Source organism: Pseudaquabacterium rugosum, assembly GCF_038066575.1.
Taxonomy (GTDB): domain Bacteria; phylum Pseudomonadota; class Gammaproteobacteria; order Burkholderiales; family Burkholderiaceae_C; genus Pseudaquabacterium; species Pseudaquabacterium rugosum.
On record NZ_JBBUTF010000024.1, the window covers coordinates 1 to 22,976 of the forward strand.

The 22,976-nt window shown below is 71.3% G+C and carries 26 protein-coding genes; 7 read left to right on the forward strand and 19 right to left on the reverse strand.

Annotated features, from left to right (window positions below):
• The first annotated feature begins 67 nt into the window (after positions 1-67).
• Positions 68-721: an FMN-binding negative transcriptional regulator gene (locus AACH11_RS20835; RefSeq protein WP_341376200.1), complete on the forward strand. Its 654-nt coding sequence runs from the start codon at positions 68-70 to the stop codon at positions 719-721.
• Here AACH11_RS20835 and AACH11_RS20840 read toward each other — a convergent pair.
• Complete coding sequence (locus AACH11_RS20840) at positions 703-1,146, reverse strand: GNAT family N-acetyltransferase (protein WP_341376201.1); 444 nt, start codon at positions 1,144-1,146, stop codon at positions 703-705. The two genes, AACH11_RS20835 and AACH11_RS20840, sit on opposite strands and share 19 nt — an antisense overlap.
• Positions 1,147-1,158: 12 nt before the next feature.
• The gene (locus tag AACH11_RS20845; RefSeq protein WP_341376202.1) at positions 1,159-1,623 is read right to left on the reverse strand and encodes a rhodanese-like domain-containing protein; all 465 of its coding nucleotides are present in this window, start codon (positions 1,621-1,623) and stop codon (positions 1,159-1,161) included.
• 193 nt (positions 1,624-1,816) lie between these two features.
• On the opposite strand from AACH11_RS20845, the gene pdxR reads away from it, so the two are divergent.
• From pdxR to AACH11_RS20860, 3 genes are all read left to right on the forward strand, one after another.
• Positions 1,817-3,298, forward strand: coding sequence for a MocR-like pyridoxine biosynthesis transcription factor PdxR (gene pdxR, locus AACH11_RS20850; protein ID WP_341376203.1), 1,482 nt, complete (start codon positions 1,817-1,819; stop codon positions 3,296-3,298).
• Positions 3,299-3,335: 37 nt separating this feature from the next.
• Positions 3,336-3,947, forward strand: coding sequence for a substrate-binding domain-containing protein (locus tag AACH11_RS20855; protein ID WP_341376259.1), 612 nt, complete (start codon positions 3,336-3,338; stop codon positions 3,945-3,947).
• A 121-nt stretch (positions 3,948-4,068) separates the two neighbouring features.
• Complete coding sequence (locus AACH11_RS20860) at positions 4,069-5,055, forward strand: dioxygenase family protein (protein WP_341376204.1); 987 nt, start codon at positions 4,069-4,071, stop codon at positions 5,053-5,055.
• A gap of 36 nt (positions 5,056-5,091) precedes the next feature.
• Here AACH11_RS20860 and AACH11_RS20865 read toward each other — a convergent pair whose 3' ends face one another.
• Positions 5,092-6,285 carry an L-talarate/galactarate dehydratase gene (locus AACH11_RS20865; protein WP_341376205.1) on the reverse strand — a complete coding sequence of 398 codons (1,194 nt, stop codon included), beginning with the start codon at positions 6,283-6,285 and terminating at the stop codon, positions 5,092-5,094.
• Positions 6,286-6,389: 104 nt separating this feature from the next.
• Positions 6,390-7,361, reverse strand: a complete 972-nt coding sequence (locus tag AACH11_RS20870) for a Bug family tripartite tricarboxylate transporter substrate binding protein (protein WP_341376206.1) — start codon at positions 7,359-7,361, stop codon at positions 6,390-6,392.
• Positions 7,362-7,602: 241 nt separating this feature from the next.
• Here AACH11_RS20870 and AACH11_RS20875 point away from each other — a divergent pair, with 241 nt between their 5' ends.
• Complete coding sequence (locus AACH11_RS20875; RefSeq protein ID WP_341376207.1) at positions 7,603-8,610, forward strand: LacI family DNA-binding transcriptional regulator; 1,008 nt, start codon at positions 7,603-7,605, stop codon at positions 8,608-8,610.
• A gap of 25 nt (positions 8,611-8,635) precedes the next feature.
• Here AACH11_RS20875 and AACH11_RS20880 read toward each other — a convergent pair whose 3' ends face one another.
• Both AACH11_RS20880 and AACH11_RS20885 read right to left on the reverse strand, forming a co-directional pair.
• Complete coding sequence (locus AACH11_RS20880) at positions 8,636-9,229, reverse strand: glutathione S-transferase family protein (protein WP_341376208.1); 594 nt, start codon at positions 9,227-9,229, stop codon at positions 8,636-8,638.
• Positions 9,230-9,263: 34 nt separating this feature from the next.
• Positions 9,264-9,863: a pyridoxamine 5'-phosphate oxidase family protein gene (locus AACH11_RS20885; RefSeq protein ID WP_341376209.1), complete on the reverse strand. Its 600-nt coding sequence runs from the start codon at positions 9,861-9,863 to the stop codon at positions 9,264-9,266.
• Positions 9,864-9,967: 104 nt separating this feature from the next.
• On the opposite strand from AACH11_RS20885, the gene AACH11_RS20890 reads away from it, so the two are divergent.
• Positions 9,968-10,879: a LysR substrate-binding domain-containing protein gene (locus AACH11_RS20890; RefSeq protein ID WP_341376210.1), complete on the forward strand. Its 912-nt coding sequence runs from the start codon at positions 9,968-9,970 to the stop codon at positions 10,877-10,879.
• 18 nt (positions 10,880-10,897) lie between these two features.
• Here AACH11_RS20890 and AACH11_RS20895 read toward each other — a convergent pair whose 3' ends face one another.
• The 10 genes from AACH11_RS20895 to AACH11_RS20940 all read right to left on the reverse strand — a co-directional run bounded on the left by AACH11_RS20895 (position 10,898) and on the right by AACH11_RS20940 (position 19,672).
• The gene (locus AACH11_RS20895; protein ID WP_341376211.1) at positions 10,898-11,773 is read right to left on the reverse strand and encodes an NAD-dependent epimerase/dehydratase family protein; all 876 of its coding nucleotides are present in this window, start codon (positions 11,771-11,773) and stop codon (positions 10,898-10,900) included.
• A complete protein-coding gene (locus AACH11_RS20900) occupies positions 11,770-12,576 on the reverse strand; it encodes a transporter substrate-binding domain-containing protein (RefSeq protein ID WP_341376212.1) in 807 nt (268 codons plus the stop codon). The genes AACH11_RS20895 and AACH11_RS20900 overlap by 4 nt, the downstream gene beginning before the upstream one ends.
• Before the next feature lie 34 nt (positions 12,577-12,610).
• Positions 12,611-13,339, reverse strand: a complete 729-nt coding sequence (locus tag AACH11_RS20905; RefSeq protein WP_341376213.1) for an amino acid ABC transporter ATP-binding protein — start codon at positions 13,337-13,339, stop codon at positions 12,611-12,613.
• Positions 13,323-13,970, reverse strand: a complete 648-nt coding sequence (locus AACH11_RS20910; RefSeq protein ID WP_341376214.1) for an amino acid ABC transporter permease — start codon at positions 13,968-13,970, stop codon at positions 13,323-13,325. The genes AACH11_RS20905 and AACH11_RS20910 overlap by 17 nt, the downstream gene beginning before the upstream one ends.
• Positions 13,967-14,650 (reverse strand): amino acid ABC transporter permease, encoded by a 684-nt coding sequence (locus AACH11_RS20915; RefSeq protein WP_341376215.1) that lies wholly within the window; start codon positions 14,648-14,650, stop codon positions 13,967-13,969. Before AACH11_RS20915 ends, AACH11_RS20910 begins: the two co-directional genes overlap by 4 nt.
• Before the next feature lie 122 nt (positions 14,651-14,772).
• Positions 14,773-15,780 carry an aldose epimerase family protein gene (locus AACH11_RS20920; protein ID WP_341376216.1) on the reverse strand — a complete coding sequence of 336 codons (1,008 nt, stop codon included), beginning with the start codon at positions 15,778-15,780 and terminating at the stop codon, positions 14,773-14,775.
• Positions 15,777-16,889 carry a mandelate racemase/muconate lactonizing enzyme family protein gene (locus AACH11_RS20925; protein WP_341376217.1) on the reverse strand — a complete coding sequence of 371 codons (1,113 nt, stop codon included), beginning with the start codon at positions 16,887-16,889 and terminating at the stop codon, positions 15,777-15,779. The genes AACH11_RS20920 and AACH11_RS20925 overlap by 4 nt, the downstream gene beginning before the upstream one ends.
• Before the next feature lie 2 nt (positions 16,890-16,891).
• Positions 16,892-18,178 carry a TRAP transporter large permease gene (locus AACH11_RS20930; protein ID WP_341376218.1) on the reverse strand — a complete coding sequence of 429 codons (1,287 nt, stop codon included), beginning with the start codon at positions 18,176-18,178 and terminating at the stop codon, positions 16,892-16,894.
• Complete coding sequence (locus AACH11_RS20935) at positions 18,169-18,657, reverse strand: TRAP transporter small permease (protein WP_423228792.1); 489 nt, start codon at positions 18,655-18,657, stop codon at positions 18,169-18,171. The genes AACH11_RS20930 and AACH11_RS20935 overlap by 10 nt, the downstream gene beginning before the upstream one ends.
• Before the next feature lie 31 nt (positions 18,658-18,688).
• Positions 18,689-19,672 carry a TRAP transporter substrate-binding protein gene (locus AACH11_RS20940; protein WP_341376219.1) on the reverse strand — a complete coding sequence of 328 codons (984 nt, stop codon included), beginning with the start codon at positions 19,670-19,672 and terminating at the stop codon, positions 18,689-18,691.
• Between the two features lie 135 nt (positions 19,673-19,807).
• On the opposite strand from AACH11_RS20940, the gene AACH11_RS20945 reads away from it, so the two are divergent.
• Positions 19,808-20,713: a LysR substrate-binding domain-containing protein gene (locus AACH11_RS20945; protein WP_341376220.1), complete on the forward strand. Its 906-nt coding sequence runs from the start codon at positions 19,808-19,810 to the stop codon at positions 20,711-20,713.
• A gap of 44 nt (positions 20,714-20,757) precedes the next feature.
• Here the strand turns inward: AACH11_RS20945 and AACH11_RS20950 are convergent, their stop codons facing one another.
• The 3 genes from AACH11_RS20950 to AACH11_RS20960 are packed head-to-tail and all read right to left on the reverse strand — an operon-like array spanning position 20,758 to position 22,939.
• On the reverse strand, positions 20,758-21,051 hold the full coding sequence (locus AACH11_RS20950; RefSeq protein WP_341376221.1) for a Dabb family protein: 294 nt from the start codon (positions 21,049-21,051) through the stop codon (positions 20,758-20,760).
• A complete protein-coding gene (locus AACH11_RS20955) occupies positions 21,045-22,493 on the reverse strand; it encodes an aldehyde dehydrogenase (NADP(+)) (RefSeq protein ID WP_341376222.1) in 1,449 nt (482 codons plus the stop codon). Before AACH11_RS20955 ends, AACH11_RS20950 begins: the two co-directional genes overlap by 7 nt.
• Positions 22,490-22,939 (reverse strand): nuclear transport factor 2 family protein, encoded by a 450-nt coding sequence (locus AACH11_RS20960; protein WP_341376223.1) that lies wholly within the window; start codon positions 22,937-22,939, stop codon positions 22,490-22,492. Before AACH11_RS20960 ends, AACH11_RS20955 begins: the two co-directional genes overlap by 4 nt.
• Positions 22,940-22,976: the final 37 nt, after the last annotated feature.

The following is a 22,976-nucleotide window of genomic DNA, read 5'->3' on the forward strand; positions in this document are numbered from 1 at the left end:
TCCTCGATGCGCTGTGCCCCGGGCACGGCGCGTCGGCGACTTCACCCCCCGCCACCCACTCCCCGTCATGTACCTGCCCGCCGCCTTCGCCGAGCCCTCCGCCGAGGTCCTCCACCGCATCGTGCGCGAGAACGCCCTGGGCGTCCTGCTGCGCCGGACGCCGGACGACACCGGCTTCGAGGCCGAGCACCTGCCCTTCCTGCTGGACGCGACGGCCGATGGCCGCACCCGCCTGCTGGCCCATGTGGCGGGTGCCAACCCGGTCTGGCGCGAGGTGGGCGAGGGCGCGCGCGTGCTCGTCGTCTTCCGCGGTGCACAGGGCTACATCTCGCCCAGCAGCTATCCCGGCAAGCACGAGACCCACCGCCGGGTGCCCACCTGGGCCTACGAGGTGGTGCATGCCCACGGCACGATCCATGTGCGCGATGACGAGGCCTTCGTGCGTGGCGTGGTGGCCCGGCTCACCCGCCAGCACGAGGCTGCCGAGGCCGTGCCCTGGAAGATGGGCGACGCACCCGCGGACTACCTGGCCGAGCAGCTGGCCCACATCGTCGGCATCGAGATCCGTGTGGATCGCCTGGACGGCAAGCGCAAGCTCAACCAGCACCATGCGGCCGCCGACCGCGAGGGGGCCATCCGCTGGCTGGAGGCCACGGGGCAGGTGGGGCTGGCGCGGGCCATGCGAGAGGTGGGAGGCGTCGCTCAGACCGCCAAGGCATAGCGTTTCTTGTCCAGCCGGCCCGCCCCCAGCCGGTCATAGAAGCGGATCGCGTCCGTGTTCCAGTCCGGGGTCTGCCACTGCAGCTGCGTGCAGCCCAGGCTGCGGGCGTGCGCGGCCACCGTCGCCACCAGCCGCCGGCCCAGTCCCTGACCGCGGGCCTGAGGTGCCAGGTACAGGCAGTCCAGGTGCACGAAGGGCGCGCCGGCCAGCGTGGCGTAGTCCAGCGTGGCGCTGGCATAACCGACGGCTTCAGGTCCGTGATCCGGCCGGACCAGCCAGGCCTGCAGCCGGCCGCTGGCCAGCGCCCAGGCCAGGCGGTCGGCATGGCCGTCGGCCTCGTGCGGCAGCCGCTCGTAGGCGGCGTGCGCGGCGCACAGCCGTGCCAGGGCCGGGGCGTCGGCCGCCGTGGCGGGGGCGATGTCCATGGGCGGGCCGCGTCAGCAGGCGCATTCGATCGCCGGCCGGGCGGCGGGCATCGCGCCGCGCTCGGGGCCGGTGGCCACCGGCTGGCCGTCGCGGATCCAGAAGTCCAGGCCGCCCAGCATCTCCTTGACCTGGAAGCCCAGGCGCGCCAGCTTGTACGCGCCCTTGGTCGAGCCGTTGCAGCCGATGCCGTCGCAGTAGGTGACGTAGACCTTGCTGCGGTCCAGATGGGCGGTGCTCTGCTCGTCCATCGTGCGGTGCGGGAAGCTGACCGCGCCGGGCACATGGCCGGCCGCGTAGTGCGCGGGTGAGCGGGTGTCGATGACGACGATGGCGTCGATGCCGTGGCGCAGGTCCTCGGCCACGTCCCAGGCGTCGGCGTGGTAGCTGAGCTTGGCGGCCATGTAGTCGCGCGACTGCTCGGCCGTCGGTGCGGGGAAGGCCAGGACGAGGGAGACGGGGGCGGGGGTCTGGGACATGGCGGGCCTGCGGGGTTGCTGGGTTGCGAGAGGGTGGGCGGGGCGATCCGTGGATCGATGAAGGAGAGTGTGCCGGCCAATGGCCTTGTCCATAATGCCAATCCTCTTCATTCGATCAGACCAATCACCGATCCGGCCGTGATCCGGCGCGGATCGACCCCGCCCCCGTGCCCCGCCCCGGCCCGCACCCGTCATGAAGCCCCGCCTGCTGCTCACCCTGTTCGAGGACCAGGCCGGCGGCGGCCGGCGCGAGCGCCTGTGCGCCGCGCTGCGCCAGGCCGTGCGCAGCGGGCAGCTGCGGCGCGACGAGCGCCTGCCCAGCAGCCGCGATCTGGCGCAGGACCTCGGCCTGTCGCGGGTGACGGTGGAGGCGGCCTATGCCCGGCTGGAGACCGAGGGCTATCTGCGCCGGCACGTCGGTCAGGGCAGCTTCGTCGCCATCGACATGGGCCCGGCGGCCGACGCCAGCGCGCGGCCGGCCCGCGGCGCCACGCCACGCCCGGCCACGCCACGCCCGGCCGCGGGCCGCTGGGCGCTGGAGGCGGCGCCGGGGCTGTCGCGGCGCGGCCAGCGCATGGTGGCCACCGGCGGCTGCGCCGAGCCGGACCGGCCGCGCGCCTTCGTCGCCGGCAGCCCCGATCTGCAGGCCTTTCCCCAGGACCTGTGGCGCCAGCTGACGCAGCGCCGCCTGCGCCGCGACGGCGCCGCGCTGATGTTCTACGGCGATCCCCAGGGCCTGCCCGAGCTGCGCGAGGCCATCGCCCGCTACCTGACGCAATCGCGCGGCGTGCGCTGCCGCGCGGCCCAGGTGCTGGTGCTGACCAGCTCGCAGCAGGCGCTGCAGCTGCTGTCGGCCGTGCTGCTGGACGAGGGCGACGCGGTGTGGATGGAAGACCCCGGCTATGCCGGCGCGCGCACGGCGTTTGCCGCCAGCGGCGCGCGCCTGGTGGACATGGCCCTCGACGACGAGGGCGCCACGCTGGATGCGGCCCGGCCGCGCCCGCGGCTGGTCTACCTGACGCCCTCGCACCAGTTCCCCACCGGGCGGGCGCTGTCACTGGCGCGGCGTCTGGCCTTCATCGCCGAGGCCCGCAGCGCCGGCGCCTGGCTGATCGAGGACGACTACGACAGCGAATTCCTCTACGACCAGCAGCCCACGCCCGCCCTGCAGGGCCTGGACGAGGACGGCCGCGTGATCTACATCGGCACCTTCTCGAAATCGCTGTTTCCCTCGGTGCGGCTGGCCTACGTCGTGCTGCCCGAGCCGCTGGTGGCCCCGCTGGTGACGGCCCGCACCATCTACGACGGCCACTGCTCGCAGCCCATGCAGGCGGTGGTGGCCGACTTCATCGACCAGGGCCACTTCGCCGCCCACCTGCGGCTGATGCGCCAGCTCTACCGCAGCCGGCGCGACGCCCTGCTGCAGGCCCTGCACAGCCACCTGCCCTGGGCCGAGCCGCTGGACAGCCGCGGCGGCCTGCAGCTGGCGGTGCGCCTGCCCGCCGGCCAGGAGCGCCGCCTGACCCGCGCCGCCGCCCAGCGCGGCATCCTGACCCCGACCCTGAGCGATCTCTACCACGCCGGCCCCGGCGTCGAGGGCTGGCGCCTGGGCTTCGCGGCCCTGACGCCGGAGGCCTTGCAGCAGGCGTGCCGGGCGCTGGAGGGGTTGGGCTGAAGGGCGCTGGCGCTGGCCGAAGCCCGCCGGCATCCCGCTGGTCTACGTCAACCATCCGCCGTCGGAGGCCACGCTGCCGCCCAAGGTGGTGTTCGTCGGCTCCAACGAGGTCGACTCGGGCACGATGCAGACCCGTGAGGTCTGCCGTTTGCTGGGTGGTAAGGGCCAGGTGCTGGTGATGATCGGCGACCTGACCAACCAGTCGGCGCTGCAGCGCACGCAGGACGTCAAGGACGTGATCGCCAAGCCGCCGTGCAACGGCATGAAGATCGTGGCCGAGCAGTCGGCCGACTGGAGCCGCGTGAAGGCGGCCGACCTGATGACCAACTGGCTGACGGCCGGTCTGAAGTTCGATGCCGTGATCGCCAACAACGACGAGATGGCCATCGGCGCCATCCAGGCCCTGAAGGCCGCCCGCAAGCTCGACAAGGTGGTCGTGGCCGGCGTGGATGCGACGCAGGATGCGCTGGCCGCGATGAAGGCCGGCGAGCTCAAGGTCACCGTCTTCCAGGATGCGCACGGCCAGGGCAAGGGGGCCGTCGATGCCGCGCTCAAGCTGGTCAAGGGGCAGAAGGTCGAGTCGAAGGTGTGGGTGCCGTTCGAGCTGGTGACGCCGGCCAGCATGGCGCGTTACCTGGCGCGCAACTGAGGCCGCGGGCCGCCGTTCACGCCACCTTCAGCCGGTGCGTCCGCCCGGCCTTCAACGGGGCTGAACGCCGGCACGGCGACAGCTGAATGCCGTGGGCGACGGACCGTGGGATGCTCCACCCATGTCCACACCCGCTGCCGATCGTCCGCCATCGCCCGCCCGCCGCCGCGCCCTGCTGGGCGGCGGCGCGCTGGTCGCCAGCGCCGGCCTGGCGGACCTGTGGCGTTATCTGAGGGGCACCGATGGCCTGGAGCCGCCCGACGGCCGGCCGCGCATGCAGGGCCCGGCGCCGGTGCTGTTCATCGGCCACGGCAGCCCGCTGAACGTGCTGCGCGACAGCCCCTACACCCGCGCGCTGCGCCGCACCGGGCGGGAGCTGGGCCTGCCGCGGGCGGTGCTGGTGATCTCCGCCCACTGGCAGACCCCGGGCGAGACGGCCGTCTCCGTCGACGCCCGCCATGCGACGCTGCACGACTTCGGCGGGCTGGACGCGGCCTTGTTCGCCCAGCGCTATCCGGCGCCTGGCGCACCGGAGCTGGCGCGGACGCTGGCGCAGCGCCTGGGTGAGGGCGCCGGGCCCGGGGACCCCGCCCGGGACGGGGCCGCCCCGGACCGCGCCGTCCGCCTGCACGGCGGCCGCGGCCTGGACCACGGCGCCTGGACCGTGCTGCACCACCTGTATCCGGCCGCTGACGTGCCGGTGTTCGAGCTCTCGCTGGACGTCAGCCGCGACGCCGCCGCGCACCTGGCCACCGGCCGCGCGCTGGCCGCGCTGCGCGGCGAGGGCGTGCTGATCCTGGCCAGCGGCAACCTCGTGCACAACCTGGACCGCACCATGGACACGGCCGCCCCGTCCGCCCACGGCCTGCAGCCCTGGGCCGAGGACTTCGACCAGCGGGTCAAGGCCGCCCTGCTGGCCGGTGACGTGGCCGAGCTGCTGCGCTGGCCCCGCTGGGGCGAGGCGGCGCGCCAGGCCGTGCCCACGCCGGACCACTGGTACCCGCTGTTCCATGCGTTGGGTGCGGTGCAGGCCGGCGAGGCCCCGCGGTGGATCCACGAGGGCTTCGAGGAGGGGACGATCAGCATGCGCTGCGTGCGCTGGGGCTGAGGGGCGGGACACGGCCTCCCGTGCCGGCCGCCGCCTTCACGGCCGCGTGCCGAACTCTTGCGTCTCGGTGGTCCAGCGCAGCGCCTGTTCGCTCAAGGAGAAGCCCAGGCCCGGACGATCGCTGACGTGCATGCGGCCGTCCTTGAGCTGCATCGGCTCGTTGAACATCGGGCCCAGCCACTCGAAGTGCTCCAGCCAGGGCTCGATGCCATAGGCCGCGGCCAGGTGCAGGTGGATCTCCATCGCGAAGTGCGGTGCCAGCTTGCGCTGCTTGAACTCGCCCAGCGCCATGATCCTCAGGAACGGCGTGATGCCGCCCACGCGCGGCGCATCCGGCTGGATGAAGTCGGTGCCGGCCATGATCAGCTGGGCATGCTCGTCGAAGCAGGTCAGCATCTCGCCGGTGGCAATCGCCGTGTCGAAGCGGTCGGCCAGCAGGCCATGACCCTCGAAGTCGTGCGCGTCCAGCGGCTCCTCGATCCAGGTGAGGTTCATCTCCTCGAAGGCGCGGCAGGCGCGGGTGGCCTTCTGGCGGTCCCATTGCTGGTTGGCATCGACCATCAACGGGAAGTCATCGCCCAGCAGCTTGCGCACGGCGGCCACGCGCTCGATGTCGATCTTCAGGTCGGGCTGGCCCACCTTGAGCTTGATGCCGCCGATGCCGCTCTCGCGCGAGATCTCGACGTTCTTCAGCACCTGGTCCAGCGGCGTGTGCAGGTAGCCGCCCGAGGTGTTGTAGCACTGCACGCTGTCACGCTGCGCGCCCAGCAGCTTGGCCAGCGGCAGGCCGGCGCGCTTGGCCTTCAGGTCCCACAGCGCGATGTCGAACGGGGCGATGGCCTGGGTGGTCAGGCCGGCGCGGCCCATGCTGGCGCCGGCCCAGGTGAGCTGGGTGAACAGGCGGGCGATGTCGTTGGGATCCTCACCCAGCAGGTTGGGGGCCAGTTCCTTGGCATGGGCGTACATGCCCGGGCCGCCGGCGCGCTTGCTGTAGCCGAAGCCGATGCCGCTGTGGCCGTCGCGGGTGGCGATCTCCGCGAAGATGAAGGCGATCTCGGTCAGCGGCTTCTGGCGGCCGGTCAGCACCTTGGCGTCGCTCACCGGCTGGGCCAGCGGCAGGTAGGTCAGCGAGAGCTTGACCCAGACGATGCGGTCACCGCTCTGGGCCGCGGTGCGGGCCAGGGCGTCGGTCGGGGCGTAGGAAACGATGGTGGATTCGACGGCGTGCATGGTGTCGGGAGGGTGGAGCAGGAGGACAGGGGAAGTGAGGGGCACGGCACCGCGCGGGGGGGGGGTGCCGGTCCGGCGATGTGAACAGGGGCCGTGGGTCGGGATCAGTCCGGCTTCAGGCCGCCGCTGCGGATGACCCGCGCCCAGCGTTCGCCCTCGCTGCGGACGAAGCGGCCGTACTCGGCCGGCGTCGAGGTCACGACGACGAAGCCCAGGGCTTCGAGCCGGTTGCGGGCCTCGGGTGCGGCGAAGCCGCGGGCCAGGGCCGTCTGCAGCCGCTCGACGATGGCCGCCGGTGTGCCGGCCGGTGCGGACAGGCCTGTCCATGACACGGCCGCGAAGCCCGGGTAGCCGGCCTCGGCCACCGTGGGCACGTCCGGATAGAGCGGATTGCGCTGCGGGCTGGTGACCGCCAGGGCCCGCAGCTTGCCGGCCCTGACGTGCGGCAGCGCGGCATCCTGGTTGATGAACATGCCCTCGATCTGCCCGGCCAGCACGTCGTTGAGGGCCGGCGCGCCGCCCTTGTAGGGGATGCCGACCATGAACAGCCCGGCTGTCTGCTTCAGGTACTCGGTGGTCAGATGGCCTGACGAGGCCGGGACCTGGCCATAGCTGAACTTCCCCGGATGGGCCTTCACCCAGGCCACCAGCTCCTTGAAGCTGCGGGCCGGGAAGTCGTGGCGCACCACCAGCACGTTCGGTCCGGCGGCCAGCTGCGAGATGTGGACGAAGTCGGCCTCGGTGTAGCCGGGCCGGGGCGACTGGAAGCCGTGGATGATGGCGTTGCTGCCGATGCCCGACAGCAGCAGCGTGTGGCCATCGGGCGGGGCCTTGGCCACCTGGTCGGCACCGATCGCGCCGCCAGCGCCGGCCCGGTTGTCGACCACCACCGGCTGCCTGAGCTGCCGGGCCAGCTCCTCGGCCATCAGCCGGCCCATCAGGTCGCTGGTGCCCCCGGGCGGGAAGGGCACCACCAGCTTGATCGGCCGGCTGGGGTAGTCGACCGTGTTCTGGGCGAGGGTGGCAGGCGTGGCGATCACGCCGGCCAGACCGGCGAGGACGAGGCGTCGCAGCATGGGCAAGTCTCCTGGGCCGGTCGGACCCGGCATCGTGTGGAAGATGAAAACGCTTCCATTGGAGCCGGGCAGGACGGGGGCGGCAAGCCGCGGCGTCCTCACGGATCGCACGAGAGAACATTCGTCCCAGGGGATGGAATCTGGCGGTTCGATCCGATGAGAGCGCTTCCATCCATCCCGATCGGTCCGTAACATCGGCGGGGTGTCTTCGCCCTTGGCTTCCTCCCGTCCGCGCCCGCGCATGAGCGATGTCGCGCGCGAGGCCGGCGTTTCGCTGGTCACCGTCTCGCGCGTCATCAACACGCCCGAGCAGGTCGCGCCCGCGACACGCGCGGCCGTGCAGGCCGTCGTCGCGCGCCTGGGCTATGTGCCGAACCTGACGGCCGGCAGCCTGGCCACCAGCCGCTCGCGCATCGTCGCGGCCATCGTGCCGACCATCGCCAACCTGGTCTTCTCCGAGACCATCGAGGCCTTGACGCAGACGCTGGCCGAAGGCGGCCATCAGCTGCTGGTGGGCCAGAGCGGCTACCGTGCCGCCGACGAGGCCGCGCTGGTCGAGACCTTTCTGGGGCGCCGTGTCGATGGCCTGGTGCTGACCGGCTGCCACCAGCCGCCGGCCCTGCGCGTGCGCCTGCGCCAGGCCGAGCTCCCCGTGGTGCAGACCTGGGATCTGCCCGAGCCGGGCGGCGCGCCGGTGCTGGACATGGCGGTGGGCTTCTCCAACGTGGCGGCCGGCGCCGCCGCGGCCGGCCATCTGCTGGGGCGCGGCCATCGACTGCTGGGCTTCCTGGGCGCGGACGAGGACCGCTCCCGCCTGCGGCTGCAGGGCTTCCAGGCGGCCGCTGCCGCGCAGGGGGCCGAGGTGCTGACCGCGCTGTTGCGGCCGCCCGCGACCATGGCCCAGGCCGCGCAGCGCCTGGTCGAGATGGTCACGCGGCAACCCGCGCTCAGCGCCGTGTTCTGCAACAACGACCTGCTGGCCACGGCCGTGCTGTTCGAGTGCCTGCGCCAGGGCTGGGACGTCCCCCGGCGGCTGGCCATCCTGGGCTTCGGCGACCTGCCGGTGGCCGAGTTGGCTGTGCCGCCACTGTCCACCGTGCGCGTGCGCCGCGGCGAGATCGGCACCCGCGCCGGCCAGCTGCTGCTGGCCCGGCTGGGGCATGGCGGTGACGCCGCCACCGGCGCGCTGGCTGCGACCGCGTCGCGGGTGGACATCGGCTTCGAGCTGGTGGTGCGCGGCAGCACCTGAGGCCCGGGCCGAGGCGGCCCCGGGTTCACACCCCGGGCATCGGCAGGAAGCCGGGCAGCGCCTTCACGCGGCCGATCCAGCCGCGCAGGTGGGGGTAGGGCGCCAGGTCCACGCCGCCTTCATGGGCCAGCGCCAGGTAGGGGAAGACCGCGCAGTCGGCGATGGTGGCTTGCGGCGCGGCCAGCCAGTCGCGGTGGGCGAGGTGGGCGTCGATCAGCGGCAGGATGCGGGCGCTGCGGCGCAGCGTGTCGGCCTTGTCCAGCGCGTAGCCGAACTTGTCGACCAGTCGTGCCGCACAGGGGCCGTTCTGCACCTCGTTGGCGGCCGTCGACAGCCACTGCATCACCGCGGCCATGCCGGCCGGCTCGCGTGGCAGCCACTGCGGCGCGGCGTGGCGCAGCGCCAGGTAGACGAGGATGGCCTGCGAGTCGCGCAGCACCACCTCGCCATCGACCAGCACCGGCAGCTCGCCCCAGGGGTTGAGGTCGATCACCGGCGGCCGCTGGTGCGCGCCGGCCAGGAAGTCGACGGGTGCAAGTTGCAGCGGGATGCCGGCCAGCGCGGCGAACAGCCGCACCTTGTAGCAGTTGCCGGACAGTTCGAGGTCATGCAGTGTCATCGGTGTCTCCTGAGTTGACGGGTTGGGAAAGCGATCAGGACCTGGCCCGCCATTCCTGCTCGGTCCAGCGCGGGGTGATGTGGCGGCTGCAGTTCCAGTCGAAGGCGGCCACCTGCAGCAGCAGCACCCGTTCGGCGCCGGGCTGTCGGGCCAGCTCGATCAGGGCCACCTGGGTGGGGAAGGACAGCGGCGCAAAGGCCGTGGTGGCTTGTGGGGCGCCCTCGGGCTGCCCGGCGGCCAGCGCATCGGCTTCCAGCACCTGCATGCGGCCCAGCAGCTTCAGGCGCCGCTGCTCGGCCGGGTCCAGCAGCAGCAGGGCCACGCGGTCGTTGTCGCGCAGGTTGCCCACGCTGACGAACTGCCGGTTGCCCCCCAGGTCGGCCAGCGCCAGCGTGCGGCCATCGGGCACGCGCAGGAAGCCGGGCGGGCCACCGCGGTGCTGCACATGCGGCCAGCCGTCGGCATTCACGGTGGCCAGGAAGGCGGTGTCGCGCTGCGCGATCCAGGCCTGCTCACGCGGGCCCAGCAGCGCCTCGACGGAATCCGGTGGCGTGGGCAGCGGGGCGCCCAGGCGCCGCCTCTGCTCGTCGCGCACGGTGGGGCTGTAGGCGATGTCGGCAAAGTGTCTGCTCATGGCGCCCATGGTGGCGCTGCGGCCAGTGCAGATAAAGATCCGGTTGCGCATGGGATTGCTGCACATTCCGGTGTAATGCGTGGCCAATCGGCTAAGGTCCGGGCATGGACAAGCTCAAGGCCATGGACACCTTCGTGCGCATCGTCGACGCCGGCAGCCTGTCGGCCGCGGCGGCCGGCGCCGGCCAGTCGCTGACCGCGGTGGTACGCAGCCTGGCCGCGTTGGAGCAGGCGCTGGGCGCGCGCCTGCTCAACCGCACCACCCGTCGCATCGCCCTCACCGACGAGGGCCGCGTCTACCTGGAGCGCTGCCGCCGCATCCTGGCCGAGGTGGACGATGCCGACGCCGCGCTGTCCGAGCGGCAGCAGCAGCCCAGCGGCCGGTTGACGCTGACCGCGCCGGTGATGTTCGGCAGCCTGCACCTGGCGCCGGTGCTGGCGCACTTCCTGCAGCTGCACCCCGGGCTGCGCGTCGACCTGCTGCTGGTCGACCGTGTGGTGGACCTGCTGGAGGAGGGCCTGGACCTCGCGCTGCGTATCGGCACCCTGCCCGACTCGTCGCTGGTGGCCCGGCCGCTGGGCAGCTGCCGGCGCGTGCTGTGCGCCAGCCCGGACTGGCTGGCCGCCCACGGGCCTGCGCCTGAGCACCCGTCGGCCTTGGCCGGCTGCCGCGCGGTGCGTGCCGGCGGGCTGGATGGCGGCGGTGACTGGCTGTTCAGCCGCGGTGCCGGCGCGCCGGTGCGGGTGGCACCGCAGACGGTGTTCTCGTCCAACCAGGTGGAGGCCGCGCTGCAGGCCTGCCGCCGCGGTGTGGGCTGTGGCCGTTTCCTCAGCTACCAGGTGCGCGATGACCTGGCCGCCGGTCGGCTGCTGCGCCTGTTGCCTGACTGGGAGCCTGAGGCGGTGGCCGTGCAGTGGCTGTTCCCGCACAGCCGCCTGCTGTCGCTGCGCGTGCGCGCGTTCGTCGACTGGGCCACGCCGCGCCTGGCCGAGCGGTTGAGCGAGCGGGTGGCCTGACGCGCCAAGTGCCCGGCCTCAACGTGGGCTGCGGTGCAGCACGCGCCGGCCGTCGCCCTCAAATTCGGCTTGCGAGAAGCCGCCGCCCAGCGTCAGTTCGGCGGCGGTGTGCGCGGCGTCGCTGCCCGCCGCGGGCGGCGGGTCCTCGCGCAGCACCGTCTCGTCCCAGCCTTCGGAGCTGTCCTGCGGGCGGTAGCCCAGCGCATGGGCCGTGGCGTTGTCGTAGTGGCGGCCGCTGGCGTCGGAGATGCCGTAGACGATGTCGAACGCCACGTCCGGGTGGGTCAGGCCGATCGTCACCAGCTGGGCCAGATCCCGTTCGCTGATCCAGCTGCCCAGGCGGCGGCGGTCGATCGGACGGGTGTTGACGTTGCCGATGCGGATCGCCAGCACCTGCAGGCCGTACTTGCAGGCGTAGAGCGCGCCGATGTTCTCGCCGAAGGCCTTGCCCACCGCATAGCGGCTGTCGGGGCGCAGGATGGCGGTGTCGCCCATGCGCGGGCCATGGGGCGCGCGCGGGTGCAGGCCCACCACGTGGTGCGAGCTGGCGTAGGCGATGCGGCGCACGCCGGCGGCGCGTGCGGCATCGAACAGGCTGATCGTGCCCTCGATGCTCAGGCGCACCTGGTCGGGCCAGGGGGCGTCGGTGGTGCAGGCGGCCAGGTGGACGATGCCGTCGACGCCCCTGAGGTGCGTCGTCAGGGCAGCCTGGTCGCCGATGTCGACGACGTGGGCGGTCTCCTCGGGGGCCGGATCGGTGATGGGCCGGAGATCCAGCGAGACGATGCGGTGGCCGGCGGCCAGCAGTTGTCGGCGCAGGCCGCTGCCGACGAGGCCGGCGGCGCCGGTGATGGCGATGGTGAGCGGGGCCGGGGTGGTAGCGGAGGCGGTCATTTCGGCTGGGTGATGTCGGCCGGCAGGTCGGTGCCGTGGAAGGTCCGGTAGATTGCGTTGAGTCTGCCGTCGGCCATGTGCCTGCGCACCCAGGCGTCGAGATAGGCCTTCAGCGCCGCATCGTTCTTGCGCAGGCCGATGCCGACCGGGAACTGCGTGAACACGAACTTGGACTCCAGCTGGCGCTGCGGTGCGCGTGCGGCCACGGCCAGGAAGGTGGCGGGCTCCTGCACCACGATGTCGACCTGGCCGGTGGTGAGCGCCGTCATGTTGGTCGATTCATCGTCGAAGCGCAGCACCTCCACGCCCAGGTCCTTGGCGCGCTTGGTGAGCTCCACGTCGCCCGTGGTCGCACGGGTCACGCCCACGCGCCGGCCCTGCAGGTCGGCCGGGCCCTTGATCGCGATGGACCTGGGCGCACCGACGATCTGCACCGCGCTGGCATAGGGCACCGAGAAATCGATCACCTTCAGCCGCTCCGGCGTGATCGAGAAGGTCGACAGCACCACATCGGCCTTGCCGGTCTGCAGGAAGGGGATGCGGTTCGGGCCGGTGACCTCGACGATCTCCAGCTTGACCCCCAGGTCGGCGGCCAGCAGCTGGGCGGCTTCCATGTCGGAGCCGGTCATCTTCAGGCTGGCATCCTTGAAGCCCCAGGGCGGGCGACCGAACTCGAGGGCGACACGCAGCACCTTGGCGGCCCGGATGGCCGCCAGCGTGTCCTGCTGGGCGAAGGCGGCAGGGCTGCCCAGGGTGAGTGAGCCGGCCATCAGGGCCAGCAGGGAACGGCGTTGCGGGATCAAGAGGCGTCTCCGGGTTCTTCGGGGGGCGTGCCGATCAGGCGTCGGCTGAAATGAACTGCGCGAGCTCCGGCGTGGACGGCTGGCGCAGGATGTCGGCGCTGCCGCGTTCGTGCACGCGGCCGTCGCGCATGTAGACGACCTGATGCGCGACGTTGCGGGCGAAGGCCATCTCGTGCGTGACCAGCACCATGGTCATGCCGTCCGCGGCCAGCTGCTCCATCACCTTGAGCACCTCGCCGGTGAGCTGCGGATCGAGCGCGGACGTCACCTCGTCGAACAGCATCAGGCTGGGCTCCATCGCCAGGCTGCGGGCGATCGCCACGCGCTGCTGCTGGCCGCCCGAGAGCTGCTCGGGGTAGGCATCCATCTTGTGGTCCAGGCCCACCTTGGCCAGCACGGCGTGGGCGATCTCGCGGGCCTCGGCGGCGCTCTTGCGCTTGACGGTGCACGGCGCCAGCGTCACGTTCTGCTCGACCGTGAGGTGCGGGAACAGGTTGTAGCTCTGGAACACGATGCCCACGTCGCGGCGCAGGGCCTTCATGTCGACGTCCGGGTCGTGCAGCGCGTGGCCACAGACGGTGAGCTGGCCGCCGTCGATCGTCTCCAGGCGGTCCATGCAGCGCAGCGCCGTGCTCTTGCCCGAGCCGCTCTGGCCGATGATGGCCGCCACCTGGCCGCGCTGCACCTCGAAGCTGACGCCGCGCAGCACATGCACCTGCCCGAAGGACTTGTGCACGTCCTTCAGTTCAACGACCACTGACATTGAGCTTCCTTTCGAGCTTGAGGGCCTGCTGCGACAGCGGGTAGCACAGGCAGAAATAGATCAGGCCCGCCAACCCGAAGTACAGGAAGGGCTGGAAGGTCGTGTTGTTGAGGATCTTGGCGTTGTAGGACAGCTCGGCATAACCCACGACCAGAGAGGCCACCGAGGTGTTCTTGACGATCTGCACCATGAAGCCCACCGTGGGCGGCGTGGCCAGCCGCAGCGCCTGCGGCAGGATCACCCGGCGCATGCGCTGGGCGCGGCTGAAGCCCAGACATTCGGCGGCTTCCCACTGCGAGCGCGGCACTGCCTGCAGACAGCCGCGCCAGATCTCGCCGAGGTAGGCGCTGGCGTAGATCGTCATCGCCAGCGTGGCGGCGGCGAGTGCCGGTACCGAGGCAAGGCCCAGCAGGTTCGGACCATAGAAGCACACCCCCATCAGCACCAGCAGGGGCAGGCCCTGCAACGTCTGGATGTACAGGCGGGTGATGGCGGCCACCCCACCGACCGGCGAGATGCGGCCGAAGGCCACCGCCAGGCCGAGCAGGCCGCCGAAGACGAAGGTCAGGCCACTGAGCACGACGGTGCCCAGAGCGCCCATCAGCAGCGACTGGATGAAGGTGGCGTTCACAGCGCGGTCCCCAGTCGGCGCTGGCGCGGAAACAGCACCTGGCCCAGCGCCCAGAACAGCCCGCGCAGCAGCACCGACAGCGCCAGGTAGACGCCGCCCAGCACCACGAAGACCTCGAAGTTGCGGAAGGTGTCGCTCTGGATGCGGTTGGCGATGCCGAACAGCTCCTCCACGCCCACCGACGACAGGATGCTGGAGGCCAGCATCAACAGCACGTACTGGCTGGCGAGCGACGGGTACACCCGCTCCATCGCCGGGCGCAGCACCACGTGCAGGAAGATCTGCATGCGGCTGAGGCCCAGGCAGGAGGCCGCTTCGAGCTGACCGCGGTGGATCGACTCGATGCCCGCGCGCATGATCTCGGTGGTGTAGGCACCGATGTTGACCACCAGCGCGAGCGTGGCGCCGGCGAGGATGGGCAGGTTCAGCCCGACGCTCGAGAGGCCGAAGATCAGGAAGTAGCTCTGGATCAGCAGTGGCGTGTTGCGGATCAGCTCCACATAGGCACCGACCAGGCGACCGAGCCAGGCCGGACCACTGGTGCGTGCGACCGCACACAGCGTGCCGAGCGCGAAGCCCAGCACGGTGGCGAACAGCGCCAGACGCAGCGTGACCCAGGCCCCGTCCAGCAGCAGAGGCCAGGCGGACAGGACGGCTGGGAAATCGAATTCGTAACGCATGAGATCAGGTGTCGAGGGGCATCGGACAGACTGTAGGAAGCGTCAGCGCCCGGAGCGGGTCACGACCCTGTCCGCTGCAAGGCGTGGCGGTCTTCTCATCCCACCGGGTGGGACGGATCGCGTCAGAACACGGAGATGGCCCGGTCATCCGCCGAGGTGATTCCACCCTGTGGATGTGCCCAGGTCAGGCAGAGACCGCCCGCCAGCTGCTCGCCCGGCGCCAGGACCCGCGCGCCCAGCGCACGGGCTGTCGACGCGGGCAGGTTGAAGGCATCCGGCAGGTGGCTCACCGGCTCCACGCAGACGTGGCCCGCACCGTCCGGCTTGTGCAGCACCAGGGCCCGCAGATCGCCCGTGGCCTGCAGCAGGAGCGCCGGGCCTTCGGCGCCGGCCGCCTCGTCCAGCAGCCAGGCCGTGCCGTCCCAGTCCGCGTGGAAGCGCGTCACCTCGCCCGCCGCCAGGGTGGCGGGTCCGATGTCGATGGCCGCCGGCGTCGCATCATCCGGGCCTGCGCTCTCGCTCAGGTAGTCCGTGTCGAACGGCCAGGGCGGACTGGCCTGGAGGTGCAGCCGCGGACGCGGGCCCAACGGCAGATAGGGATGCAGGCCGATGCCGGCCGGTGCGGGTCGGGCATCGGTGTTGCACAGGCGGATGTCGATCGTCAGGCGATCGCCCACCAGACGGATGACCTGCGTGGCCTCGAAGGCCCAGGGCCAGTGTTCGTCCGGGGTGTGTCGATGGCTCAGGACGACCTGGTCGGCGGTCTGCACGGTGACGGTCCAGGCCCGTCGTTGGGTCAGGCCGTGCAGGGTGTGCGGGCTGCCGGTGTGCGGCACCAGTGGCCATGTCCGTCCGGCGTGACGGATCTGTGCGCCGCGCAGCCGGCCGTTGTAGGGGATCAGGGGATAGATGCCGCCGCGGCCCCATTCATCGATGGCCAGATCGAGGTCGGTCCGTGATGCGGGATAGGGCTTGAGCACATCGCGCACCGGTGCCTCGGGCCCGGAGCCGACGGGCAGGCGGCAGGCCAGCAGCCGACCGCCGAGCGTGGGTGACAGCCAGGCCTGTGCGTGGCCCGCGCGCAGCGTCAGGAGCGCATCCGGGCCGAGGGTGTACGGACCGGCGCTCATGGTGCGGCGTAGCGGTGCAGCACATCCGCGTCGGGCTCGAAGCCGATGCCCGGGCGGTCGGGAATGGCGATGTGTCCGCTCTCGGGCCGCAGGCCGTGGCCACCGGCCCAGGCCAGCGGATCGATGTACAGGTGCTCGAACAGGCCGAAGTTGTCGAGCGCGGCGGCCAGCTGCAGCGTGGCGTGGTAGCCCGGTCCGAAGTAGGGCGAGTGGGCCATGAAGTCACCCTCATGGTCAGGGCCTTGACGCTGCCGCGCCAGGGTGGCCACCCGCAGGAATTCCGACACCCCGCCCACCTTGGTGACGCTGGGCTGAACGTAGCGCACGGCCTGGGCCAGGTGGCCGAACTCCTGCGCGGTGCAGGCGTTCTCGCCGGCGGCGATCGGCAGGCCGAGGGCGCCCAGGCGCCGCTGGGCCGCCCAGTCCTCGGGCGGAAAGACGGGCTCTTCCAGCCACAGCGTGTCGAGCGCGATCAGCTCGGGAATCGCGCGTGCGGCGAAGGCTTCGTCCCAGCTGCAGTTGACGTCGACGGTGAAGGTCGAGGTGCGATCCATGGCGGCGCGGCCGGCGCGGATCTCGGGCAGGGTCACCTCGTGCAGCTTGATCGATGTGTAGCCCTCCCGCTGGGCACGTTCGCAGTGGCGCGCCACCTGCGCGGCCTCGCCGTAGCGCACGAGGCTGGCATAGGCCGCTACCGTCTCGCGCCGCCGCCGGCCCGCGATCAGCGTGGCCAGGTCGCAGCCGGCGGCCTTGGCCTGCAGGTCCCACAGCGCGATGTCGATGCCCGAGAGTGCGAAGGTGGACACGCCGTAGCGTCCGAACAGGCAGCTGCGCTGCTGCAGCTGCAGGTTCAGTGCGCTCAGGTCGGTGGTGGGCTCCAGCGGCTGGCCGATCAGCATCGGTGCGTAGAGGTCGCGCACCTGGGCGGCCACGGCCCGGCGGCAGAAGTAGGCGAAGGCCTCGCCCCAGCCGATCAGCCCGCGGTCGGTGACGATCTTCACCAGCACCATGTCCAGACGGTGCCATCGCGTGGGGGTCATGCCGGTGCCCTGTCCGCCGTCCTCGAAAGGGATGGACAGGACGATGGGTTCGACGGAAACGATCTTCATGCTCATCCGGCCTTGAACATCAGGGGCAGGGTCATCGAGAAGGCCGGCACGTAGGTCACCAGCATCAGGCACAGCAGCAGCGCACCGTAGAACGGCCAGATCGAGCGCATCACCTGTCCCACCGTGACGCCACCGATCGCACAACCGACGAATTGCGTGGTGCCCACGGGCGGGGTGTTCAGTCCGAGTGCGCAGTTGATCAGCATCACCATGCCGAACTGCGTCGGATCCATGCCGAACTTCTGCGCGATCGGCAGGAAGATCGGCGTGCAGATCAGGATGGTGCTGCCCATGTCCATGAAGGTGCCCAGCACGAACAGGATGAGGTTGATCCACAGGAAGATCACCCACGGTTGCTCCGACAGGCCGGACATGAAGCGCGCCGCCAGATCCGGCACCTCGTACAGACCCATCAGGTACTGGAACATGGTGGACGCGCCGATCAGCAGCAGGATCACGCCGGTGGTCTTGGCGGCCTTGGCGCAGGCCTCCATGAAGGAGGACCATCGCATCGTGCGGTAGACGAAGAAGGTCAGCACGATCGAGTACACGACGGCGATCGCCGCGGACTCGGTGGCGGTGAACACGCCCGAGATGATTCCGCCCAGGATGATGAGCAGCACCAGCAGGCCCGGCATGGCCGCGCCCAGCGCGCGCCAGACGGCGTCCATCGCCGGACGGCTCAGGGCCGGATAGCCCCGTCGGCGGGCCACCAGCCAGGCCGCGCCCAGGTTGCAGGCCGTCAGGATCAGCGCCGGCACCACCCCCGCCAGGATCAGCGAGCCGATCGAGGCCGCCCCACCGGCGGCCAGTGCATACAGGATCATGTTGTGGCTGGTGGGCATCAACGCACCCACCAGCGAAGCGTGGGTGGTGACGTTGACCGCATAGTCCGCGTCATAGCCCTCGCGCTTCATCATCGGGATCATCACGCTGCCCATGGCCGAGACATCGGCCGTGGGCGAGCCGGCGATGCCGCCGAACAGCGTGCAGGCCACCACGTTGGACAGGCCCAGCCCGCCCCGGATGTGGCCGACCAGATTCTTGGCCGCCTGCACGATCTTGTCGGCGATGCCGCCATGCAGCATCAGCTCGCCATTGAAGACGAAGAACGGGATCGCGAGGAACGAGAACACGTTCATCCCGGACATCATCTGCTGGAACAGCACCGCCAGCGGCAGGCCTTCGTACAGGATGGTGCAGACCGAGGACAGCGCGATGGCGAAGGCCACCGGCACCCCCAGCACCAGAAAGCCGAAGAAGGTGAGGGCGAGGATCGTCAGTGCCATGCCGGCTCCACGTCGCGTCCTTGCAGGGACGCCAGGATGTGTTCGATCGAGAACAGCACGATCAGCGCGCCCGAGATCACCAGTGGCAGGTAGCGCAGGCCTTCCGGGAGTCCGAGGCCGGAGATGCGGTAGTCCATCACCGAGCGGCCCAGCAGCGTGCCGTTCCACACCATGGCCGCGCCGAACAGGGCCACCAGGGCGTGGATCAGGCGCTCGACCTGGATGCGTACCGCATCGGGCACCAGCACCAGCAGTGACTCCATGCCGATGTGGCCGGCATCGCGCACGCCCACGGCCGCGGCCAGCAGGGTGACGTAGAGGATCATCAGCAGCGCCAGGCTCTCGGCCCAGGTCGGCGGCTGGTTGAGCACGTAGCGGCCGAAGACCTGCCAGCTCACCGTCAGCACGATGAGCAGCAGGCCGGCCACCGACAGCTTCATGCAGGCCCTGGCCACGCGTGCATTGAAGCGCGTGAGCAGGCCGTCCATCGGAGGGGCGTTCACCGTGGCCTCACTTCGTGGCCTGGATGCGTTGCACCAGGCTGCGCAGTTCCGATGTCGCGGCGAAGCGGGCATAGACCGGGGCCATCGCCTTGACGAACTCGGCCTTGTCGGCCACCGGCACCATCGTCACGCCCTTGGCCTGCACCGCTTCGCGGGCCTTGGCCTGTCGTTCGGCCGCCAGCTTGCGCACGAGCAGTGCACTGTCCTTGGCGGCCTGGCGCACGATGGTCCGGTCAGCCTCGCTCAGCCGGTCCCAGACGAGTTTGGAGAACACCACCACCGAGGGCAGCAGCGTGTGCTCGGTCAGGCTGTAGACCTTGGCGACCTCGAAGTGGCGCGAGGTCTCGTAGGACAGCACGCTGTTCTCGGCCGCGTCGATGATGCCGGTGGTCAGCGCGGTGTAGACCTCGCCGTAGGGCAGCGGTGTCGGACTGGCCCCCAGCGCTTCGGTCATCGCCACGAACATGTCGGACTGCTGCACGCGCAGCTTGACGCCCTTGAGGTCGGCCAATCGCTTGATCGGCTTCTTCGCGTAGATCGAGCGGGCGCCGTCGTCGTACCAGGCCAGGCCCACCAGGCCTTGCCTGGCCATGGCCGCCAGGATCTCGTCGCCGATCGCGCCGTCGAGCACCGTGTGCATGTGCCGCTCGTCGCGGAAGATGAAGGGCAGCGACGGGATGATGGACTCGGGCACGATGTTGTTCAGCGGCGCCAGGCTGGTGCGCACCAGGTCCAGTCCCCCCAGCTTCAGCTGCTCCAGCGTGTCGCGCTCATTGCCCAGCGCACCGTTGGCGAAGATCTTGAGCTTCAGGCGGCCCTGGGTGCGCTCCTCCACCAGCTTGCCCATGTGGCGCAGCCCCTCGACGGTGGGGTAGTCGGGCACCTGGGTGTCGGCGGCGCGGAAGTCGCGTGCGGCCGCCGGCAGCGCGCAGGACAGCGTGAGCGCCAGCGCACTGGCCAGCGTGCAGGCACGCAGGAAGGGGATGAACATGAGCGGTCTCCTGACAACGGTCGGGCAGTGGCCGGGTCGGCCCTGCCCTGGGTGGGAGGGATTCTGGGGAGGCCTCGAACGAACATCCAATGCAGAATTCGTTGTGCTCCTTACCTTTGCCGTAAGACATCCCCGATGGACTTCCGCCAGCTCAATTACTTCATCGCCGTGGCCCAGGAAGGGCATCTCGGCCGCGCGGCCGACAAGCTGTGCCTGTCGCAGCCACCGCTGTCGCGGCAGATCCAGGCGCTGGAGGACGAGCTGGGCACGGCGCTGTTCATCCGCACCGCACGGGGCATGCTGCTGACGCCGGCCGGCGAAGCCTTGCTGAAGGACGCGCTGAACCTGCGCCGCATGGCCGATGACGCGGCCGACCGTGCACGGCGGGCCGGTCAGGGCCAGCTCGGCCGCATCGACATCGGGGTCTACGGCTCGGCCGTCTTCGGGGTGGTGCCGCGCCTGCTGACGGCCTTTTCCGCCGCACACCCTGAAGTGCAGATCGCGCTCAGCCATGCGCCGGCCCGCGAGCAGGCCGATGCGCTGCGCCAGGGCCGCGTGCTGGCGGTCTTCGAGCGCTGGATGCCGGATGACCCGGCGCTGCGGGCCGAGCGGGTCGCGCGCGAACCGCTGCTGGTCGCGCTGCAGGCCGGCCACCGCCTGGCCGCGCGCGAGGTGGTGCCCGTGGCCGAGCTGCGCGAGGAGACGCTGGTGCTGGGCATCGCGCCGACGATGTCGGCACTGGCGATGCGGTTGTGCGGCCGGCACGGCTTCACGCCGCGCCTGGCGCCACCGGTGAGCGACATTACGCTGACCGGAGTGATCGCGGCCACCGGGGCGGCCGTGGCCATCGTGCCCGCGTCGATGGGGCATGTGGGATTTCCCGGCGTCGTCTACCGTGCGCTGGACACGCAGGAGCGCCTGGACGTCTACTGCTACAGCCTGCGTGAGGAGCCCTCGCCGCTGCTGGCCGCGCTGCGGGCATCGCTGCACCGCCAGGCCGTGCCGGACGACCTGACGGCGGAGATCCCGCCAGACACCTGAGGTCGCTCGTCAGCGCCGTGGCCGGCCATCGCCTCCGGGCGGCGTCAGACGGTGTAGTCCACCGCTGCCCATTCGAAACGGGGCCGCAGGTCGGCCACCAGCGCCTGGTGCTCGGGGTGGAACAGGTAGTCGTGCAGGGCCTGGGCGTCATCGACCTCGGACTCCAGCACATGGTCCCAGCAGATCGGCCGGTCCAGCTCGTTGGCGCGGAACACCCAGCGGCGGATGACGGGAATGCGCGCGCCCAGCGCCTGCATGCGGGCGACCAGGGCCGCGTCGCCCTCGGGGTCTGGCGGCACGTCTCGGCGGCGGCGGAAGAGGACGATGTGTCTCAGCATGGTCGACCTTGTCGTTGGCGCAGCCAGTCCGGGGCCTGCTGCAGGCAGACCGGGCGCAGGAAGCGGTCCATCGCGGCCCAGCCCACCGAGGTGCTGCCGGGCTCGGTGGACGAGGGAAACGGCCCGCCGTGCTGCTGGCCGGCACTGACGGCCACGCCCGTCGGGTAGCCATCGAACAGCACGCGCCCGGCGATCTGGCAGGCGGCACGCACCAGGGCCTGGTCGGCCGCCCGGCCTTCGTCCATGCCCCACAACGTGACCGTCAGGCTGCCGCCCACGGCCTGCAGCACGTCGATGGCCTGGGCCGGGTCGTCGATGCGCACCACGAGGGCGGCCGGGCCGAACACCTCCTCGTGCAAGGTGGTGTCGGCGATGAAGCAGGCGGCATCGGTCTGCATCAGCACCGGGCGTGGCGGCTGCGCGGCCGGCGTGGGAATGTGCAGCAGCGGCTGCAGGCCAGGATGGGCGGTCCAGCGCGCACGTCCGGTCTCGAAGCCGTCGCGCATCGCCGGGCTCAGCATCGGATGGGTGGGGGTGGCCTGCAGCGCGGCCGCCAAGGCCTCGACGAAGGCGTCGCCGGCCGCACCGACGGGCAGCACGATCACGCCCGGGCTGGTACAGAACTGGCCACAGCCCTGCGTGATCGACGCTGCCAGCCCCTGCGCCAGGGCCTCACCCTGCGCGGCCAGGGCCGCCGCCTGGACGACCACCGGATTGACCGAGCCAAGCTCGCCGAAGAAGGGGATGGGCCGCGGCCGTTCGCGCGCGACGCGCTGCAGCGCCAGGCCGCCCTGGACCGATCCGGTGAAGGCCCCGGCGGCGATCGCCGGATGCGCCAGCAGGCGCACGCCGACCTCGGTGCCACGGCCGTCGACCAGGGCGAACAGGCCGCTGGGCAGACCCTGGGCGCGGACCACGTCCTGCGCCAGCGCCGCCACCGCATGGGACAACCCGCGGTGCCCACGATGGGCCTTGACCACCACCGGGCAGCCGGCGGCCAGGGCCGAGGCCGTGTCACCGCCCAGCACGCTGAAGGCGAAGGGGAAGTTGCTCGCCGAGAAGACCGCCACCGGCCCCAGCGGCACGCGCACGCGCAGCAGGGCTGGATGGCCCGTCGGCGGTGGCCCGGCCACGGCCGGGTCATCGGTGACGGCGAAGGCCGCGCCGTGCATCACCTGATCGGCGAAGCCGCGCAGCTGGAACACCGTGCGGTCGAGCTCGCCGTCCAGCCGCGGCGCGCCGAGCCGGGTTTCCTGGTCGGCCAGGGCCACCAGCGGCGCGCGGTGCGCCAGCAGCGCCTCGCCCAGGCCGCGCAGCAGGCCGGCACGCGCAGCGGCCTCGCTGCGGCCCCAGCCGGGGCTGGCGCGGCCGGCCGCCTGCGCCGCGGCGTCCACGTCCGCTGGCGTGCTGTCGATCGGCGCGGCGGTCATCGTCGTGCTCATGCGGACTTCAGGTGGTAGCCGCGCCCGGCGTAGTCGAAGTCGACCCACTCGTTGATCGTCACCGACCGATCGGCCGGCGCCGCGTAGTAGGCCCGGATCTCGGCGATCTTGCCGGTCTGCGGGTCGAAGCGGTACCACTCGTCGCCGCGCAGCGCGGTGCCGCTCTTGTTCTTCCAGTGCGTCCACTCGATGACGGCTTCGGGGCTGTCGTGGCTGACCAGGATCTTCTCGATCGTCCACTGCGAGCCCAGCGTCTCGACGCACCAGACCCACTTCTTCGCGATGGTCTCGGCACCGCGCCAGGGGATGTCGGGCAGCCCGGCCGGGAAGTAATGCACCGCATCGGGCGTGAAGCAGTCGACCAGCGTGGCATGGTCAGCTTCGTTGCAGGCCTTGAAATAACGGCGAATCAAGGCGGTGTGGTCCGCCGGGGTGAAGATGGACATCGGGGCTCCTCGGGTGGGCGGTGGGCGGGTCGTGTGT

Coding starts and splice junctions, on each gene's coding strand:
- AACH11_RS20835 (WP_341376200.1), top strand. CDS start 68: ATGTACCTGCCCGCCGCCTTCGCCGAGCCCTCCGCCGAGGTCCTCCAC.
- AACH11_RS20840 (WP_341376201.1), bottom strand. CDS start 1,146: ATGGACATCGCCCCCGCCACGGCGGCCGACGCCCCGGCCCTGGCACGG.
- AACH11_RS20845 (WP_341376202.1), bottom strand. CDS start 1,623: ATGTCCCAGACCCCCGCCCCCGTCTCCCTCGTCCTGGCCTTCCCCGCA.
- pdxR (WP_341376203.1), top strand. CDS start 1,817: ATGAAGCCCCGCCTGCTGCTCACCCTGTTCGAGGACCAGGCCGGCGGC.
- AACH11_RS20860 (WP_341376204.1), top strand. CDS start 4,069: ATGTCCACACCCGCTGCCGATCGTCCGCCATCGCCCGCCCGCCGCCGC.
- AACH11_RS20865 (WP_341376205.1), bottom strand. CDS start 6,285: ATGCACGCCGTCGAATCCACCATCGTTTCCTACGCCCCGACCGACGCC.
- AACH11_RS20870 (WP_341376206.1), bottom strand. CDS start 7,361: ATGCTGCGACGCCTCGTCCTCGCCGGTCTGGCCGGCGTGATCGCCACG.
- AACH11_RS20875 (WP_341376207.1), top strand. CDS start 7,603: ATGAGCGATGTCGCGCGCGAGGCCGGCGTTTCGCTGGTCACCGTCTCG.
- AACH11_RS20880 (WP_341376208.1), bottom strand. CDS start 9,229: ATGACACTGCATGACCTCGAACTGTCCGGCAACTGCTACAAGGTGCGG.
- AACH11_RS20885 (WP_341376209.1), bottom strand. CDS start 9,863: ATGAGCAGACACTTTGCCGACATCGCCTACAGCCCCACCGTGCGCGAC.
- AACH11_RS20890 (WP_341376210.1), top strand. CDS start 9,968: ATGGACAAGCTCAAGGCCATGGACACCTTCGTGCGCATCGTCGACGCC.
- AACH11_RS20895 (WP_341376211.1), bottom strand. CDS start 11,773: ATGACCGCCTCCGCTACCACCCCGGCCCCGCTCACCATCGCCATCACC.
- AACH11_RS20905 (WP_341376213.1), bottom strand. CDS start 13,339: ATGTCAGTGGTCGTTGAACTGAAGGACGTGCACAAGTCCTTCGGGCAG.
- AACH11_RS20915 (WP_341376215.1), bottom strand. CDS start 14,650: ATGCGTTACGAATTCGATTTCCCAGCCGTCCTGTCCGCCTGGCCTCTG.
- AACH11_RS20920 (WP_341376216.1), bottom strand. CDS start 15,780: ATGAGCGCCGGTCCGTACACCCTCGGCCCGGATGCGCTCCTGACGCTG.
- AACH11_RS20925 (WP_341376217.1), bottom strand. CDS start 16,889: ATGAAGATCGTTTCCGTCGAACCCATCGTCCTGTCCATCCCTTTCGAG.
- AACH11_RS20930 (WP_341376218.1), bottom strand. CDS start 18,178: ATGGCACTGACGATCCTCGCCCTCACCTTCTTCGGCTTTCTGGTGCTG.
- AACH11_RS20940 (WP_341376219.1), bottom strand. CDS start 19,672: ATGTTCATCCCCTTCCTGCGTGCCTGCACGCTGGCCAGTGCGCTGGCG.
- AACH11_RS20945 (WP_341376220.1), top strand. CDS start 19,808: ATGGACTTCCGCCAGCTCAATTACTTCATCGCCGTGGCCCAGGAAGGG.
- AACH11_RS20950 (WP_341376221.1), bottom strand. CDS start 21,051: ATGCTGAGACACATCGTCCTCTTCCGCCGCCGCCGAGACGTGCCGCCA.
- AACH11_RS20955 (WP_341376222.1), bottom strand. CDS start 22,493: ATGAGCACGACGATGACCGCCGCGCCGATCGACAGCACGCCAGCGGAC.
- AACH11_RS20960 (WP_341376223.1), bottom strand. CDS start 22,939: ATGTCCATCTTCACCCCGGCGGACCACACCGCCTTGATTCGCCGTTAT.